We start from the raw sequence: 15803 nt of genomic DNA, 5'->3' as shown, positions 1-15803 counted from the left end.
TTCCCCCCTCCCCGTCCTGTTGTTCTCGTCCACCCTCAAGGAATCCGACATGCCCCGCCGCAGATCCCGTCTGTCCACTCTCGTCACCGCCGGCACCGCCCTCGCTCTCGCCGCCGGACTCAGCGCCTGCGGCGACAGCGACGCCAAGGACTCGTCCGGCTCCCTGGGCGCCGCGGCCAAGGGATCCGTGATCATCGGCGCCGTCTCGAACGGGGCCGCCAAGGAGACCACACTGAAGGTCCCCGAAGTGGCCGCGATCCGGGCGGAACTGCCCAAGTCCGTCACCGAGGACGGCAAGTTGACCATCGGTCTGGGCATGTTCCCGGCGGGTTCGGCGCCGCTCGGTTATGTCGGTGACGACCAGAAGACCCTGACCGGATCCGAGCCCGACCTCGCCCGGCTGGTCGCGGCGGTCTTCGGTCTGGAGCCCGACGTGAAGAACGCGACCTGGGAGAATCTGTTCGTCGGGATCGACAGCGGACGCACCGAGGCCGGGTTCTCCAACATCACGGACACGGAGGAGCGGAAGAAGAAGTACGAGTTCGCCGCCTACCGCGAGGACAACCTCGCCTTCGAGGTGCGCGAGGACTCCGACTGGAACTTCGGCGGCACGTACAAGAGCCTGGCGGGCAAGACCGTCGCCGTGGGCGCGGGCACCAACCAGGAGAAGCTGCTGCTGGAGTGGCGCGACAAGCTGGCGGCCGAGGGCAAGAAGCTGACGGTGAAGTACTTCCAGGAGAGCAACAGCACCTACCTGGCGCTGAATTCGGGGAAGATCGACGCGTACTTCGGCCCGAACCCGAGCCTCTCGTACCACGTCACCAAAACCGCGTCGACCCCGACGGCGACCCGCATAGCCGGCACCTTCTCGGGTGCCGGAGCCTCGTTGCAGGGCCTGATCTGCGCGACCGCCAAGAAGGACAGCGGACTCGCGAAGCCGCTGGCCGACGCCATCAACTACCTGATCAAGAATGGTCAGTACGCCACGTGGCTGGAGGCGTGGAACCTCAAGAACGAGGCCGTGAAGACCTCCGAGGTCAACCCTCCCGGCCTGCCGACCACCAACTCCTGAGATCCGGCCGTCCGGGGTCCTGTCCGACCCGGAAGAGCGGCCATGAGGTTCGCCGGGCCGCCCTCCGAGGCTGCCCGGCCGCACAGAGAGGTCGTCCCTGTCATGGCGCCCAGCGTATTGATCGTCGGCGGTGGAGTGATGGGCGCGGCGGCGGCCTGGCGGCTGGCGGTACGCGGCCACCGGGTCACCGTGCTGGAGCAGTTCGGGCCCGGGCACGACCGGGGCAGCTCGCACGGCAGCTCCCGCATCTTCCGGCTGACGTACGCCGACCCGTTGTACGTCTCGCTGGCTCTGCGGGCTCTGCCGCTGTGGCGCCGCCTGGAGGAGGAGACGGGCCGGCCGGTCCTCACGGTCACCGGAGCCGTCGACCACGGACTGCCCAGCGCCGTAGGCGAGTTGGCGGACACACTCGCGGCCGCGGGCCACCCTGGGACAGTGCTCGGCCCGGCGGAGGCGGCCGAGCGGTGGCCGGGACTGGTGGCCGACTCGACCGTACTGTTCCACGCCGAGGGCGGCCGTCTGCACGCCGACGCCGCCGTGGCGGCACTGCTCGCGGCCGCGGCGGGACGGGGAGCGGAGATCCGGTACGGGATACGGGTGAGCAGCCTGTCCCCCTCCGACCACGGCGTGACGGCTGTCACCGACGACGGGCGGTCGGTGACAGCGGAGGCGGCCGTGGTCGCGGTCGGCGGCTGGGCTCCCGCCGTTCTCCCCGAGCTGGTCGACGGACTGCCGCCGCTGCGCGTCACACAGGAGCAGCCGCTGCACTTCCCGGTGCCGGACGCGTTGGACTGGCCGGCCTTCGTACACCACCCGGGCGCCGGCTTCGACGTACCGGGCGGGGTGTACGGGCTCGGCAGCGCCGACGGGGTCAAGGTCGGGTTCCACGGGGTCGGGCCGCTCGTCGACCCGGACCACCGGGACCGTACGCCCGACCCGCTGGCGGCGGAGCGTCTTGCGGCGTACGTCCACACCTGGCTGCCGGGGCTGGCCTCCGCCGTACCCGAGCCGGTCACCTGTCTCTACACCACCACCCCCGACCACGACTTCGTGATCGACCGGCGCGGTCCGGTGACGGTGCTCGCGGGATTCTCCGGTCACGGCTTCAAATTCGGCCCCGCCATCGGGGAGTTGGCGGCCGACCTGGTCGAGGGGCGGCCGGGGCCAGGACGTTTCGCCCTCGGGCGGGCGGCGCCGGCCGGCCGCTGACCCCCGTACCGCCTTCCAGTGCGGCGACACACCACGCACACCAGAGAGAAGAGAACGACGCGTCATGTCCACCGACCTCCAGTCACCGGGCCCCGTCCCGCCGCCCGCTCCCGAGCCGTCCGGGGAGCCGGCCCCGGCGCACCTGCTGGACAACGCGGCCTGGGCGGCGCTCTCCGGACCACACCGCCGGTTCGCCGAGGTGGTCGGATCCGCCGCGCGCTACCAGACGGACGTCTCGCCCTTCGTCGCACTGGCGGACCCGGCGGACTCCCGGGCCTGGGACGACCTGGCGGTGCTGGCCGGCCCAGGCGCCGAGACCTCGGTGAGTGGGGCCACGCGTGTGCCGGACGGCTGGGAGACGGTGCGGCGGGGGACGGGCGTCCAGCTCATCGCCGACACACTGCGCTCGGCCGCAGATCCTGAAGCCGTCCGGCTGACCCCGGCCGACGTACCGGAGATGCTGGATCTGGTGAGCCGGACCCGACCGGGCCCCTTCCTCCCCCGCACCATCGAACTGGGCGCCTACTGGGGGATCCGGCGCGGCGGACGCCTGGTGGCGATGGCCGGCGAGCGGCTGCGCCCTCCCGGCTACACCGAGATCAGCGCCGTCTGCACGGATGCCGGCCACCGGGGCGAGGGGCTCGCCACCCGGCTGGTACGTCATGTGGCCCAGGGGATCCGGGACCGCGGGGACACACCGTTCCTGCACGCGGCGGGCACCAACGAGAACGCCATCCGCCTTTATCTGTCGATGGGCTTCATCCTGCGCCGCCGCACCCTGTCCACCCTGGTCCGCGTCCCGGTCCCGGAAGGGCGGTAGGACCCGCTTGGGGGATCGCCCTTGAGGTGGCGGACAACGCCCAGGCGCCCATCAGTCGAGCCGTCCTCAGGCGGCAAGGTGTCCCCCCGCTATGAAGGCCGCGAGCCCGAGATAGGCCAGGTTCACCAGCACGAGCTTGAACTGGCCGAGGCGGCTGTGGGTGACCATCGCGCCAACCATCAGAAGGATCCAGCACAGGGCGGTCACCGACACCACGACCGGTGCGATGTCGAGCGCGGCGGGCAGGATCAGGCCCACGGCGGCGAGCAGTTCAAGGATCCCGAGGGCCCTGATGGAGCCGGCGCCGACGTTTCCGGTCCACTCGCCGCCGTGCTGCGAGGCCAGCTTCTCCTTGGGAATGAACGTCTTGGTGACGCCGCCGACCAGGGCAACAGCGGCCAGCAGTCCGGCGGCGATCCACAGTGCGAGGTCCATGAGGTACTCCTGATCTGGATGCATGAGGGAGGTACGAGCGGTCGGTTCCGGGTCCGCGACGGTCCGGGAAACAGAACTCAGGTCCGGTCCGCTGAGGGCGGTGGCGAGCCTGCCAGTGGCGTGGAGTCCAGATACCTGACCTCGTAGACGCGCTCGCTGAACTTCCAGCCGTCCGGGGTGCGCTGGTAGCAGTCGTGATAGAGCGCGTAGTTCAGGTGTGAGGCGCCGTCGCGCATCCGCCCGAACTCCTGGATGTACGCGCGGCCCGTCGCTGTGTCACCGTCCATCCGGATGACGCCTGGGTGAACGTGCTGCACGAAGAACTCCCAGAGCCCTTGCCCCCACTCGACCCCGGCACGGATCTGCTCCCGGCCGATGAACTCCTTGTCGATGTGTGGCCACCGCATCACGCCCTCCTGCGTGAACAGCGATGCGACGCGGTCGAAGTCACGCATCATCACCGCGTCGGCGAGCTCGGCGCCCAGCGCCTCGATCTCGATACGGTCGGCGATCTCCCGCATGTCGCTCATCGGTTTCCCCCAGCCTCATCCATAGGTGGTCAGGCCCGTGTCGCCTGTCCGGTGGTGATGTGTCCAGCATCGACGCGGGTCAGCGGCGGAACAATGTAGGTTTTGTGGGGCGATCCATAATCTGGGGGTTATGTATGGAGCTGCGGGACATCGAGATCTTCCTGACGTTGGCGGAGGAACTGCACTTCGGTCGCACCGCCGAACGGCTTCACGTGTCCCAAGCCCGTGTGAGCCAGGCCATCCGCAGACAGGAACGGCGGCTCGGCGTCGCCCTGTTCGATCGCACCAGCCGACGCGTGAGTCTGACGCCGGTCGGGCGGCGCCTTCGTGAAGACCTCCAGCAGGCCCTCGACCTTCTCCAGGCGGGACTCGCTCGCGCCGAAGCGGCCGGTCCTGGCACCGGCCAGACCCTGCGGCTGGGAGTGTTCGGCCATGCCGGACACGAACTACGCCCTCTCGTCGACGCGTTCCGCACCCGCTACCCCGGCAGTGATGTCCAGTTCGGTGAGGTCAATGGCAGCGACCCGTTCACTGCCTTGCGTACCGGCGAGCATGACGTGCACGTGCTGTGGCTGCCCGTTGCCGAACCGGATCTCACCGTCGGCCCGACCGTGCTGACAGGAGGCCGTGTGCTGGCTGTGTCGGCGAACCATCCGCTGGCCGAGCGCGGCACCGCGTCCCTTGAGGACCTCGCCGACAACCACGTCGTCGACCTGGGCCCCGGAGCCCCTGAATACTGGGTCGCGTCGATGGTCCCCACACGGACGCCGCTCGGCCGCCGCGTCCCTCGCGGGCGCGCAGCGCGGACTTTCCACGAGATCCTGTCGCTGGTCGCCGCCGGACACTGCGTCCACCCGCTCGGCGAGATCGCGGCCCGCTACAACAGGCCGCCCGGCATCGTCTTTCTGCCCCTCCGTGACGCCCCCGCCCTCCAGTGGGCCCTGACGTGGCGCTCCACCAACGACAGCCCCGTCATCCGGGCACTTTCCCAGACCGCCGTCGCCCTCGGCCCCATCTCCCTGTGACCGGAGACCGACCGCTCCAGGAAACTGACGGCGGCCGGCTCCGACGGCGCTCCCTCCGCGTGCTCAGGTCCAGCGCATCGCGGCCCGCTCGCTCCAGTACGCCGACGGGTCGACGGCGTACGACACGTACCGCTCGGGCTCCGGTACCTCGGCGCTGATCGCATCGAGGTTCGACTTCATCTGCTCGACGGTCACGGCGCCCGAGAGAACCACGTCAACCCATGGCTGGGCCAGCACGGCGGCCAGGGCCCCGACATCCGGACGCTCCCCCAGGGCCTCAGTGCCGGGGCCCGGCACGGCGAGACGTCCGTTGGCCAGTGGCTCCTTGACGATCACGGTCCATCCCGCGTCCTTGGCCTCGCTCAGCGCGTCACCGGCCGAGGGCTCCAGCAGATTCCAGGTGGCCTGTACCGCCGAGAAGACAGGCAGACCGTCGACCCGGATCTCCAGCGCCCTGCGAAGGGTGTCGGCCTGGCCCCGGCCGCTCAGACTGAGACCCACCGGCACCCGGAGCCCGGCGAGTTCACGCAGGACCGCACCGTCGTCGAGGATCCCCGAATCCAGGGTCGCCGAATGGACCTGGTAGAGACGGAGCCAGGGCCCGAGCAGCGACTCGCTCTCCGGCCACTGGCGGGCCAGGGCGGCGGCCGAATGGTCCTTCACCTCCTGGACCTCCGCGTGCGGCTGCCAGTCGGCCGTATAGGTGTAGCCCCACTTCGACGACACCGTGACGTCCTCGGCCCCGATACGGCGGCTCGTCAGCCACCCCGACAGGAACTGCTCGGCCAGACCGTACGAGCGGGCCGCGTCGAACCACCGGATCCCGCCCGCCCAGGCGGCGTCGCAGACCTGTTCACACCGCTTGCGCAGGCCGTCGACGGAGCGGTCCGCACCGAGAGAGTCACCATGACCGACCGTCAGGTATTCGGGACGCCCCAACGCCGCCAGCCCCAGTCCGAGTACAGCCACTGGCCCCCCTCTTTCTTCACCGACCGCGGCAGCGGCTTGTCCGGCTCGACGGTTCAACGGTCTCAACGGTCTCAACGGTCTCAACGGTCTCAACGGGAACCCTAGCCAGCCGCACCGGCTCGATCGGCTCCCGACCGCGCATGTCGCGAAGACGCTTCAGCATCGGGCCGGCGGCACCGGCCGCCACCCGGCGTACGGCGCTGCCGGCCAGGGCCGGACATGGCTCTCTCACGACAGCGTGGCGTCGAGAAGAGAGCCTGAATTCGTTTCTAAGATCAAACGCCGGGGGCTCCACCCGAGCAGAGGAGAGAAATGAACGAGCAACCGCCGGCCATCACCACGGAAGCCGGAGGCCCGGTCGAAAGCGACGAGTCCTCGCTCACGGCGGGGACCAACGGTCCGATCCTGATGCAGGACACCTATCTGATCGAAAAGCTGGCTCACTTCGTGCGCGAGCGGGTTCCCGATCGCGTATATCACGTCAAGGGCGGGGGCGCTTTCGGGTATTTCGAGGTGACGGATGACGTCACCGAGTGGACCAGGGCCGCTTTCCTCAACGGGGTCGGAAAGCGCACTCCGGTACTGCTCCGCTTCTCGTCGGTGGCCGGCGAAGAAGGCTATCCGGACTCGGACCGCGACGTACGCGGCTGGGCCCTGCGGTTCTACACCGAGGAGGGCAACTACGATCTCGTCGGCAACAACACACCGGTCTTCTTCGTGCGCGATCCCATGAAGTTCCCCGACTTCATCCATTCGCAGGAGCGGTTGCCCGACAGCGGCCTGCGCAGCAACAACATGCAGTGGGACTTCTGGTCACTGTCGCCCGAGTCGGCCCACCAGGTGACGGTCCTGATGAGCGACCGCGGCACACCGCGAAGCTGGCGCCATATGAATGGCTACAGCAGCGACACCTATATGTGGGAGAACGCGGGGGGTGAGAAGTTCTGGGTCAAGTACCACTTCAAGACCGAGCAGGGTATCCAGAACTTCACCGACGCCGAGGCCAAGGCAATGCGGGCCGAGGATCTCGACTGCCACCGGCGCGACTTGCGGGAGGCCATCTCCCGCGAAGACCACCCGTCCTGGCGCCTCGAAATGCAGATCATGCCCTACGAGGACGCGGCGGACTACCGCTTCAACCCCTTTGACGTGACCAAGGTCTGGCCGCACGAGGACTATCCGCCCATCACCGTCGGGCGTTTGGTGCTCAACCGCAATCCGGAGAACTTCTTCGCCCAGATCGTGCAGGCCGGATTCGACGTGGCGAACTTCGTTCCCGGAATCGGTCCCAGCCCTGACCGGATGGTTCTGGCGCGGCTGTTCGCATACGGCGACTCGAGCCGCTATCGCACCGGCCCGAACTACACCCAGCTCCCGGTCAATCAGCCGCTCAACGAGGTGCGCAATTACAACAAGGACGGACCGATGCGCTTCCGCCACAACGGGAACCAGCCGGTCTACGCGCCCAACAGCTACGGCGGCCCCAAGGCCGATTCAGGGCGCTACCGTGATCCGAGCTGGTTCGTGGAGGCCGGCGAGATCATGCGTACGGCGTACGAGGCGCACAGGGACGATGACGACTTCATCCAGCCCGGCACGCTCTACCGCCAGGTGATGACGGAGACCGAGCGGGACCATCTCGTCGGCAACATCGTGGCGCACCTGAGCGAAGGGGTCGAGCGTCCCGTCCAGGACCGTGCGGTCAACGACTACTGGACGAAGGTGGACCCCGACCTCGGCGCACGCGTCGCCCACGGCCTGCGGGCGCCGTAACCCCCCGGTCCGGACCGCCCGCGTCATCCGCTCCCGTCACGGGCCGGGGCAGGGAGCGGACGCGGGTGTGTCAGCTCAGGATCGGGATGAGGCCGAGGGCGAAGACCACGTAGAAGCCGGCGGCCACCGCGAGGCGTACGGGTGTGAGCTTGTGAGCCCGCATCGTCAGGAGCAGGTAGACGATCGCGGCCATGGTGATGCCGCCGGACCAGATGAGGGCGTTGTCGAACTTCCAGGTGGTGAAGAGCAGTCCGAGGCCGCTGGGGACGGTTGCCTGGATCATCATCGCGCCCGAGATGTTGGCGAGCGCGAGTTTCGTCTTGCCCTGACGCACCCAGATGACCGCGTTCATGACTTCGGGCAGCTCGGTGGCGACCGGCGAGAGCAGCAGGGCGGTGACGGTGGTGGAGAGGCCCAGCATCGGGCCGATGGCGTCGAGTTGCTTCACGAAGAGCTGCGAGGCGAGGAAGATCACCGCCAGGGTCAGCACCGTCTGGCCCACGACAGCCCAGTTGCTGGGCGAAGCGGCCTTGCGCTGGAACCTCAGCGGCTCCAGTGCCTCGTTCTCGCTGTGACCTCCCTGGTCACCGCTGCGGATCTCACGCCAGAAGTAGACGGCGTACGTGGCGAAGAACAGCAGGCCCAGGGTGGGCTTGAACGCGAAGGCGACGAGCCCGAGGGTGACCTTGACGACGAAGATCGGCAGGAACCATTTCTGGTCCTTGGCGAGGCGTCTCATGTCGTGTTCGTCGCCCAGCACCTCGTTGTCGCCGGCGCTCGGCGGCGTGCCGGTCTCTTCGAGCACCCGGGCGCGGTCCTTGCGGCGCTTGAGCAGCAGCATCACGCCGGTGACGCCGTAGGCGATGGTGGACAGGGCCAGCGGGCCGCCCATCGCGGCGCCGACACCGATGTCCTTGGCGTTGGTGGTGGCACCGGTGGTGACCGCGACGAGCGTGACCACTGATTCGGGCAGGGCGGTGCCGAAGGCGGCCAGGATCGTGCCGACCGCCATCTTCCCCACGTTCAGGCGCTGGCCGAGCCACTCCACGGCGTTGACGAACCACTCGCAGGAGAGGTAGATCGCCGCCGCGCACACGACGAGCAGGAAGAAATGGATCACGGGTCTCGTTCAGCCTTCCCGCACCGGCAGGGGCTTCGAGGACGACCGGCGCGGAGCGGGTACGGCTTCGACCCCGCCGACACGCAATCATCCGTCGACAAAAGGGCCGAAGGTCTCGCCCACCCACATCATTACCCGACGCGGGCCCGGCCACCGGGAACCCGTGGCTGAGTTCCAGTATGTCGACGACCGGTTTTCGGGGCTACTCCCCTTCGCGGCGGCTCACCCTACACGCCCGCCCACACCGCCTCGGCCCGGCGCGTGGCACCCCAGAGCCGCCGCACGTACGTTGCTGTCGCCGCCGCCCTCGGCGGTGCGGGGGAAGCGGTCCACGTGAACGCGCAGGCTTCCCCGCTACCTGAACGGGTGACGTTCGCCGCCGGTCCGTGTCGCCGGACCGGCGCGCCGAGCCCTGCATGGACGATGCAGGAATGCCAACTTCCGCACACGTCACCGGGATTCTGCTGCGGGTCGCAGCCTCGGCCGCCGACCCGCCGCAGCTTCTGCCCGCCCGGGAGCAGATGGCCTTCACTCTCGGCTTCCACATCATCCTGGTGCCGTTCGGAGTGGCACTCACCGCCCTTATGCTCATCGCCAACTACCGGGGTCTGCGGCACGGTGACGAACAGGCCCTGCTGCTCGCCCAGCGCTGGTCGAAGGTCGCCGCCGTGCTACTCGCGGTGGGAGCGGTCACCGGGACGGTGCTGAGCTTCGAACTCGGCATCCTGTGGCCGGGACTGATGGGCACCTATGGCGCCGCGTTCGGTTTCCCGTTCGCGATCGAAGGTATTTTCTTCTTCCTGGAAGCGATCTTCGTCTCGATCTATATCTACGGCTGGAAGCGGCTTCCTCCCTGGGTGCACTTCTGGACGGGCGTACCCGTGGTCGTGGCGAGCATGGGCGGCACCGCCGCCGTCGTCGCCGCGAACAGTTGGATGAACCAGCCGGGCGGTATCACCATGCGCGGCGGCCGGGTTGTGGAGGTCCGTCCCGCCGAGGTCTTCTTCAACGGTGCCTTCTGGTTCGAGAGCGTGCACATGCTGCTCGCCGCCTATATCGTCGCCGGTTTCTCGGTGGCGGGGGTCTACGCGGTCGGCATGCTCAGGGGACGCCGCGACCACTACCACCGGCTCGGCTTCCTCATCGGCTTCATCGTGGCCGGGGTCGTCCTGCCCGTACAGGTCTACGTCGGCGATGTCGTCGCGCGCCAGGTGTTCAACAGCGAGCCCAGGAAGTTCGCCGCGCTCGAACTGCTGCCCACCACCGGCACCCATGTACCCGAGACACTGGGCGGGGTGCTCATCGACGGGAAGGTCCGCTACGGACTCAAGATTCCGGACGTGGCCTCGCTGCTCGCCGGGTTCAGACCGTCCACGAGGATCCGCGGACTCGACGCGATCGCTCCCGCCGTACGGCCCACCGACAGATCGGTGAGCGTGGTCCACCTCGCTTTCGACGTGATGGTGGGAACAGCCAGCGTGCTGCTCCTGCTGGTCGTCTGGTCCGTATGGCTGTGGTGGCGCCGGCGGCAGGTGCCCACCAACCGGTGGTTCCTGGGCTGCGCCGCCCTCAGCGGATTCGTCGCGGTGGTGTGCCTGGAGAGCGGCTGGGTGGTGACCGAGGTGGGACGGCAGCCGTGGACGGTGGTCGGTCTGCTGCTCACCAAGGACGCCGTGACGACCCAGGGCAACCTCTGGCCGTTCTTCGCCGCCGCCCTCGGCATCTACCTCGCTGTGGGCATCGGCGCCCTGTTGATCCTGCGGTCCCTGACCAGACGGTGGAGAGCCGGCAGCGACGGAGACGACGAGGGGCTGGACGTCCCGTACGGTCCCAACCGGCCGCTGACCGACGCGCACGCCGGAGAGGGCCGGCATGAGTGACGCCGTCGCAGTCCTGCTGTTCATCGGTGTCATCGCCTACGCGCTCTTCGGGGGAGCGGACTTCGGCGCCGGTTTCTGGGACCTGACCGCCGGCGGAGCGGCGCGCGGCAGCAAGCCCCGCCATCTGATCGACGTGTCGATCGGCCCTGTCTGGGAGGCCAACCACACCTGGCTGATCTACTGCCTCGTCATGCTGTGGAGCGCTTTCCCCACGGCGTTCGCGGCCATCACCACCACGCTCTACATCCCGTTGGGCCTGGCGGCGCTGGGAATCGTCCTGCGGGGCGCGGGCTTCGCCTTCCGCAAGGCGTCGATGCGTACGCCTGAACAGCGCATCTTCGGGGCGTCGTTCGCGCTGTCCTCGGTGCTCACCCCTTACTGCTTCGGGTGCGTGGCCGGTGCCATCGCTTCGGGCCGGGTACCCACCGCCGGCAACGGCGATCCGATCGAAAGCTGGAACAACCCCACATCCGTCCTGGGCGGGGTGCTGGCCGTAGCGGTGTGTGCCTACCTCGCCGCGGTGTTTCTGACCGCCGCCGCGCGGAAGAACGAGGGCCCGGAGATCGAAGCGTGGTTCCGCCGGCGCGCGATGCTCTCGGTGATCGTCACCGGGATCATCAGCCTCGCCGGCGTCTTCGTCCTCCACTCCGACTCCCCTCGTTTGTTCCACCAGTTGAGCCATCGCGGCCTGGCGCTGCTCATCGTCTCGGCGCTGAGCGGACTGCTCACGCTGTTCCTCCTCAGACGCGAGAAGCCGCTCGCCCTGCGCATGCTGGCCGCCCTGGCCGTGGCAACGGTCGTATGCGGCTGGGGGGTTGCGCAGTACCCGTTCCTGCTGGGTACGCATCTCAGCATCGCCGACGCCGCGGCGCCGACGCCCACGCTCTGGGTGCTCGCCTCCGTGGCCGGCGCCGCGGGGGTGCTCATCGCCCCGTCGCTGGCCGCCCTCTACATCCTTCAGAACCGGGGGAGGCTGGAGACCCGGGTCTGACACTTCGGACCAGGGCCGCTGCGGCGAGCAACACGACAAGCGTGCACACCCCCAGCCATCCGGCGTACGTGTAAGTGCGGGCTCCGGCCCAGGAACCCACGCTGCCGCCGAGGTAGGCGCAGGTCATGTAGGCGGTGTTGACTCTGCTGCGGGCCTCGGGGCGCAAGGCGTAGATCCGCACCTGGTTGGCGACCATGCCCGACTGCATTGCGACATCGAGCAGCAGTGTGCCCAGCGCCAGGGTCGCCAGGCCCGGCGTGCCGCCGAGGCTGCCGAACGCGAGGACGAGGGCCGACGCGATGACGCCGAGTATGCACACGACGTTGACCGCGTCGGGCCCCCGCCGGTCCACCTGGCGTCCTGCGAACGGTGTGCAGAGCATGGTCCCCGCGTTGACGAGGGCGAGCACCCCGACCGCCTGCGCGCCCATGCCGTACGTCGGGCCTGTGAGCAGGAGGGCGACGCCGGTCCAGACCGCGGAGAAGCCGGCGAATACCGTGGCCTGGTAGAAGCAGGAGCGGCGCAGGGCGGGTTCGGTGCGCAACAGGCGCAACGGCTCGGCCAGCAGCGCCGGATACCGCTGCCCCGATGGCGGGGACGTCGTCGGCAGCGCACGGATCAGGACCATGGCCATGATCAAGGAGAGGGCGGCGGACATCAGATAGGGGGCTCGCCACCCCAGCCACTCCCCCATGGTCCCGCCGAGGGCGCGGGACAGCAGCATGCCACCGATGGATCCGCTCAGCAGTGTGCCACCGACCACACCGCGGCGGTTGCCGGCCACCAGCCCGGCCGCCATCGGACCGGCGAGGGGGGCGACCACGGTCGTCACACCGACGAAGGCGGTCGCGCCGACCAGGGCCGCGAGTCCGGGGGCCGCGCCGGCCGCGAGCAGCCCCAGGCCGCTGAGTCCGAGGAGGGTGACGATCAACGGCCGGTACGGGAACCGGTCGCCGAGCGGCACCAGCAGGAAGATCCCGGCCGCGTAACCGAACTGCGTCGCGGTCACCACGAGGGCGGCCGAGTCGGCGGACACGTGCAGCGCGTCGGCGACCAACGGGCTGATGGCCTGGGGGAAGTAGACGTTGCCCACGGCCACTCCGCAGGTGAGGGCCAGGAGCAGGATGACCCGGTTGCTCACACCGGAGCCCGCGTGTTCCGGATCGGCGGACATGTCGGTCCGGCGGTGTGGGCGGCGTGGGCTGCGTTGCGCCGGTAGCCGATCGCTGTGATCTGTCATGCACCGAAGTCCAAAGCAGATCCGCGCGGGTGCCAAACGATGTAGCTTCCCGCTTAATGATCGGTTTCCTGCTCGATGTCGACGATCTCGCGGACACCCGGTTCGCCATCTCGCCGTTGCAGGAGATCATGGCCAGCCTCTGGACGCTGCGTGATCCCGGCCGCTACCCGTCGCACATCCCCTGGCGCAGATCCGCACTCGGCAGACTCGACGCGCCCGACGTCCGCCTCCTGCTGTCCTTGGTGGGACCGACGCGTGCCCTGCCCGATTTCCTGACGCCACGGCCGACGAGTTTCGCGCCCACCATCGAGGAACAACTGATCGAGGTACGCGGCACACCGCCGGACATCGTGCGCCGCGACCTGCTGGCAACACACGCGCCGGCCCTGCTTCCTCACCTCCTGCGTCAGGCCACCGCGCCCGGTGACGTGCAGGTCGTCAGGCTTCTGGACGAGATCTGCGAGCTGCTGCGGCGCTACTGGGACATCGCCTTCCTGCCGACCTGGCCGCGGATGCGTCTCGTACTGGAGGCGGACATCACATACCGCGCACGGCAGTTGGCAACGGGAGGCGCACGCCTGCTGTTCTCCGACATCCACTCCAACCTGCGGTGGCAGAACGGGGTACTGCACATCGACAAGATGATCGGCAAACACCAGGTGGCCGCGTCCGGCAGAGGACTGCCGCTGGTCCCGTCCCTGTTCGCCTACAAGCCCGTTCCCCCGCTCAGCGCGGAGGAACCGCCGATGCTGGCCTACCCCAGCCGTGGGATCGCGACCCTCTGGACCCCGACCCCGGAGCCCGACACGGCAGCTCTCACGTCGCTGCTCGGTCTGCCCAAGGCGAAACTGCTGTCCCTGCTGGGCGAATCGATGACCACGGCCGAGATCGCCCGCCGCCTCGAAGTGACCCCGAGCGCCGTGTCACAGCATCTGCGCGTGCTGCACGCGACGGGCCTGGTCACCCGAATCCGCGACGGACGGCACGTGCTGTACCGCCGGGGCCCACTCGGCAACCAACTGTACGGGCGTACGGACCGTACTGGCGGAGCGGTTGGCAGGGGGCCGCGCAGGGGGCCCGGAAGCGTCGCCCCGTCAACTGGGACATGAACCGCGAACTCGGTGAGGAAGGACGTGTGAGCAACCTTGTGGTCAGGAGACCGGTGTGAAGACGCAGAACTCGTTGCCTTCGGGGTCCGCCATCACGCTCCACTCGATGTCGGCCTCCTGAGCACGGACCAACGTCGCGCCCAGGGCGAGGAGTTCGGCGACACTCCCCCAGACGTCCAGATGCATTCGGTTCTTGACCGTCTTCGCCTCGGTGACATGGTTCACCCAGATCAGCGGGCCTTCGCCCCCGGGGTCGTGAATCGGCACCGTGTTCTCACCCTCGTCGCCGGCCGGGGCGTCCCGGCGGACGTACCCGATGGCCGTGCACCACCAGTCCGCGAGGGCCTGGTGGTCGGTGGCGTCGATGCACAGGTCCTTGAAACGTGCGGTCATGGGAAGCTCCTGTCGAGTGTTTCCGGTGCTGGGCGGGTCGGCCGTCGCGGTGTGACGGTGCTGCGGCTCCCGGCCCTCGGTCAGCGGAGATTCCACAGGTGGCCCGAGCCGTTCCGGGTCACGGCGAGGAACGCGCCATCGGTGCTGAACGCCAGTCCCTGGGTCGCCGACTCGTCGCTGGACAGAGTGATCGTCTTCGTGACACGGCGGCTGCTGACACCCCACAGCCGGATCGTGTCGTCGTCGTAGGCGACGGCCACTGTCTTTCCGCCGGAGCCGAACGCCAGCGCTGTGGGCGACGAGTGGGTGTGCGTGAGGGAACCGATGACCGGGTTCTTGTCCGCGGCGTGCGGTACGTCCCACAGCAGGACGGACTCTTCGCGGTCGCCGATTCCGGCAAGAATCTTTCCGTCCGTGCTGAACGCCAACTGCGTGATGACGCTCTCGCAGACGATGCGGGTGGTTTCGCGCCGGGTCGCCGTGGACATGAGGGAGACGGTGCCGTTGCCGCAGGCGACAGCCAGGGTCTTCCCGTCCGGTGCGAGGGCGCTGTACTTGAGCTCCAGGCCGGTGGGTCCAGTGGGACGCAGGGAGCCGGATGGTTGTTTGTCCAGCCGGTTCCACACCCACACCACGTTTCCGTCGTTCCCGTACACCCTGTTGCCGTCGGGGGCGATCCCGATCGATTTGATCCCCCACGTGTCCTTGGCCTCAAGGACAGCCAGAGACCGCCTGGTGGTGGTCGACCAGAGGTGAACGACGCTGTCGTCGGTTCCGGCGGCCACCATCCGGCTGTCCCGGCTGAACGCCAGTGTGTGCACCCACGACAGGTTGCTCACCGGGAGTTTGCCCAGGCTCTGCCGGGTCCGCGTGTCCCAGAGCTGAACGAATTCGTCGCATCTGCCGGCCAGGATCTTGCCATTCGGGCTGATCACCACGTCGCTGACGCCGGACTCACTGTCAGGAGCGTCGAACCGAAGGCTTCCGTCGTCCTCGTCACCGGTGAGATTCAGCGCGAGAGGAACCCCCACCGCGGCGGCGACCGTCACCACGCCGAGCGTCAGCAACGCTCGACGGCGTGACGACCCCGGGGCGGAGCCGGCCGACGCCGGAGACCCGGACCGCGTCGAGGCCCGAGGCCGTACCACGCGCCCTGAGGAGCGCCCCGGCACTCCGGGCGCCCCGGGTGGGGTGGGCGGGACAGGCCGGGAGGCTCGCGGAGGCGCGGCCGCCGTCG

Annotated in this window: 15 protein-coding genes; 8 read left to right on the top strand and 7 right to left on the bottom strand. The window is 68.8% G+C overall.

Annotation, left to right across the window (positions count from 1 at the left end):
- Positions 1–49: 49 nt before the first annotated feature.
- The 3 genes from QR77_RS36530 (at position 50) to QR77_RS36520 (ending at position 3101) form a co-directional block, all read left to right on the top strand.
- The gene (locus QR77_RS36530; protein ID WP_040026270.1) at positions 50–1072 is read left to right on the top strand and encodes a transporter substrate-binding domain-containing protein; all 1023 of its coding nucleotides are present in this window, start codon (positions 50–52) and stop codon (positions 1070–1072) included.
- A gap of 102 nt (positions 1073–1174) precedes the next feature.
- The gene (locus QR77_RS36525) at positions 1175–2281 is read left to right on the top strand and encodes an FAD-dependent oxidoreductase (RefSeq protein WP_040029278.1); all 1107 of its coding nucleotides are present in this window, start codon (positions 1175–1177) and stop codon (positions 2279–2281) included.
- Between the two features lie 64 nt (positions 2282–2345).
- A complete protein-coding gene (locus QR77_RS36520) occupies positions 2346–3101 on the top strand; it encodes a GNAT family N-acetyltransferase (protein ID WP_040026269.1) in 756 nt (251 codons plus the stop codon).
- A 66-nt stretch (positions 3102–3167) separates the two neighbouring features.
- Here the strand turns inward: QR77_RS36520 and QR77_RS36515 are convergent, their stop codons facing one another.
- Both QR77_RS36515 and QR77_RS36510 read right to left on the bottom strand, forming a co-directional pair.
- The gene (locus tag QR77_RS36515; RefSeq protein WP_040026268.1) at positions 3168–3536 is read right to left on the bottom strand and encodes a DoxX family protein; all 369 of its coding nucleotides are present in this window, start codon (positions 3534–3536) and stop codon (positions 3168–3170) included.
- Positions 3537–3613: 77 nt separating this feature from the next.
- On the bottom strand, positions 3614–4066 hold the full coding sequence (locus QR77_RS36510) for a nuclear transport factor 2 family protein (RefSeq protein ID WP_040026267.1): 453 nt from the start codon (positions 4064–4066) through the stop codon (positions 3614–3616).
- Positions 4067–4170: 104 nt separating this feature from the next.
- On the opposite strand from QR77_RS36510, the gene QR77_RS36505 reads away from it, so the two are divergent.
- Positions 4171–5091 carry a LysR family transcriptional regulator gene (locus tag QR77_RS36505; RefSeq protein WP_347359813.1) on the top strand — a complete coding sequence of 307 codons (921 nt, stop codon included), beginning with the start codon at positions 4171–4173 and terminating at the stop codon, positions 5089–5091.
- A 63-nt stretch (positions 5092–5154) separates the two neighbouring features.
- Here QR77_RS36505 and QR77_RS36500 read toward each other — a convergent pair whose 3' ends face one another.
- Positions 5155–6060, bottom strand: a complete 906-nt coding sequence (locus QR77_RS36500) for an aldo/keto reductase (RefSeq protein ID WP_040026265.1) — start codon at positions 6058–6060, stop codon at positions 5155–5157.
- Between the two features lie 312 nt (positions 6061–6372).
- Here QR77_RS36500 and QR77_RS36495 point away from each other — a divergent pair, with 312 nt between their 5' ends.
- The gene (locus QR77_RS36495) at positions 6373–7833 is read left to right on the top strand and encodes a catalase (RefSeq protein WP_040026264.1); all 1461 of its coding nucleotides are present in this window, start codon (positions 6373–6375) and stop codon (positions 7831–7833) included.
- A 70-nt stretch (positions 7834–7903) separates the two neighbouring features.
- Here the strand turns inward: QR77_RS36495 and QR77_RS36490 are convergent, their stop codons facing one another.
- Positions 7904–8953: a sodium:calcium antiporter gene (locus QR77_RS36490; protein WP_040026263.1), complete on the bottom strand. Its 1050-nt coding sequence runs from the start codon at positions 8951–8953 to the stop codon at positions 7904–7906.
- Between the two features lie 431 nt (positions 8954–9384).
- Here QR77_RS36490 and QR77_RS36485 point away from each other — a divergent pair, with 431 nt between their 5' ends.
- Positions 9385–10833 carry a cytochrome ubiquinol oxidase subunit I gene (locus QR77_RS36485; RefSeq protein ID WP_052489330.1) on the top strand — a complete coding sequence of 483 codons (1449 nt, stop codon included), beginning with the start codon at positions 9385–9387 and terminating at the stop codon, positions 10831–10833.
- Complete coding sequence (locus QR77_RS36480; RefSeq protein WP_040026262.1) at positions 10826–11824, top strand: cytochrome d ubiquinol oxidase subunit II; 999 nt, start codon at positions 10826–10828, stop codon at positions 11822–11824. The genes QR77_RS36485 and QR77_RS36480 overlap by 8 nt, the downstream gene beginning before the upstream one ends.
- Here QR77_RS36480 and QR77_RS36475 read toward each other — a convergent pair.
- Positions 11757–12998 carry an MFS transporter gene (locus QR77_RS36475; RefSeq protein ID WP_107069024.1) on the bottom strand — a complete coding sequence of 414 codons (1242 nt, stop codon included), beginning with the start codon at positions 12996–12998 and terminating at the stop codon, positions 11757–11759. The two genes, QR77_RS36480 and QR77_RS36475, sit on opposite strands and share 68 nt — an antisense overlap.
- A gap of 122 nt (positions 12999–13120) precedes the next feature.
- Between QR77_RS36475 and QR77_RS36470 the strand changes: the two genes are divergently transcribed.
- The gene (locus QR77_RS36470; RefSeq protein WP_052489329.1) at positions 13121–14173 is read left to right on the top strand and encodes an ArsR family transcriptional regulator; all 1053 of its coding nucleotides are present in this window, start codon (positions 13121–13123) and stop codon (positions 14171–14173) included.
- A gap of 42 nt (positions 14174–14215) precedes the next feature.
- On the opposite strand, the gene QR77_RS36465 is transcribed toward QR77_RS36470, so the two are convergent.
- Both QR77_RS36465 and QR77_RS36460 read right to left on the bottom strand, forming a co-directional pair.
- Complete coding sequence (locus QR77_RS36465) at positions 14216–14566, bottom strand: VOC family protein (protein ID WP_040026261.1); 351 nt, start codon at positions 14564–14566, stop codon at positions 14216–14218.
- Positions 14567–14646: 80 nt separating this feature from the next.
- Positions 14647–15615 (bottom strand): hypothetical protein, encoded by a 969-nt coding sequence (locus tag QR77_RS36460; RefSeq protein ID WP_160310988.1) that lies wholly within the window; start codon positions 15613–15615, stop codon positions 14647–14649.
- Positions 15616–15803: the final 188 nt, after the last annotated feature.

The sequence above is a fragment of the Streptomyces sp. 150FB genome, from assembly GCF_000818195.1.
Lineage (GTDB): Bacteria > Actinomycetota > Actinomycetes > Streptomycetales > Streptomycetaceae > Streptomyces.
This window is presented reverse-complemented; position numbering and strand designations above follow the sequence as displayed.

Coding starts and splice junctions, on each gene's coding strand:
- QR77_RS36530 (WP_040026270.1), top strand. CDS start 50: ATGCCCCGCCGCAGATCCCGTCTGTCCACTCTCGTCACCGCCGGCACC.
- QR77_RS36510 (WP_040026267.1), bottom strand. CDS start 4,066: ATGAGCGACATGCGGGAGATCGCCGACCGTATCGAGATCGAGGCGCTG.
- QR77_RS36520 (WP_040026269.1), top strand. CDS start 2,346: ATGTCCACCGACCTCCAGTCACCGGGCCCCGTCCCGCCGCCCGCTCCC.
- QR77_RS36485 (WP_052489330.1), top strand. CDS start 9,385: ATGCCAACTTCCGCACACGTCACCGGGATTCTGCTGCGGGTCGCAGCC.
- QR77_RS36525 (WP_040029278.1), top strand. CDS start 1,175: ATGGCGCCCAGCGTATTGATCGTCGGCGGTGGAGTGATGGGCGCGGCG.
- QR77_RS36470 (WP_052489329.1), top strand. CDS start 13,121: ATGATCGGTTTCCTGCTCGATGTCGACGATCTCGCGGACACCCGGTTC.
- QR77_RS36515 (WP_040026268.1), bottom strand. CDS start 3,536: ATGGACCTCGCACTGTGGATCGCCGCCGGACTGCTGGCCGCTGTTGCC.
- QR77_RS36495 (WP_040026264.1), top strand. CDS start 6,373: ATGAACGAGCAACCGCCGGCCATCACCACGGAAGCCGGAGGCCCGGTC.
- QR77_RS36475 (WP_107069024.1), bottom strand. CDS start 12,998: ATGTCCGCCGATCCGGAACACGCGGGCTCCGGTGTGAGCAACCGGGTC.
- QR77_RS36480 (WP_040026262.1), top strand. CDS start 10,826: ATGAGTGACGCCGTCGCAGTCCTGCTGTTCATCGGTGTCATCGCCTAC.
- QR77_RS36465 (WP_040026261.1), bottom strand. CDS start 14,566: ATGACCGCACGTTTCAAGGACCTGTGCATCGACGCCACCGACCACCAG.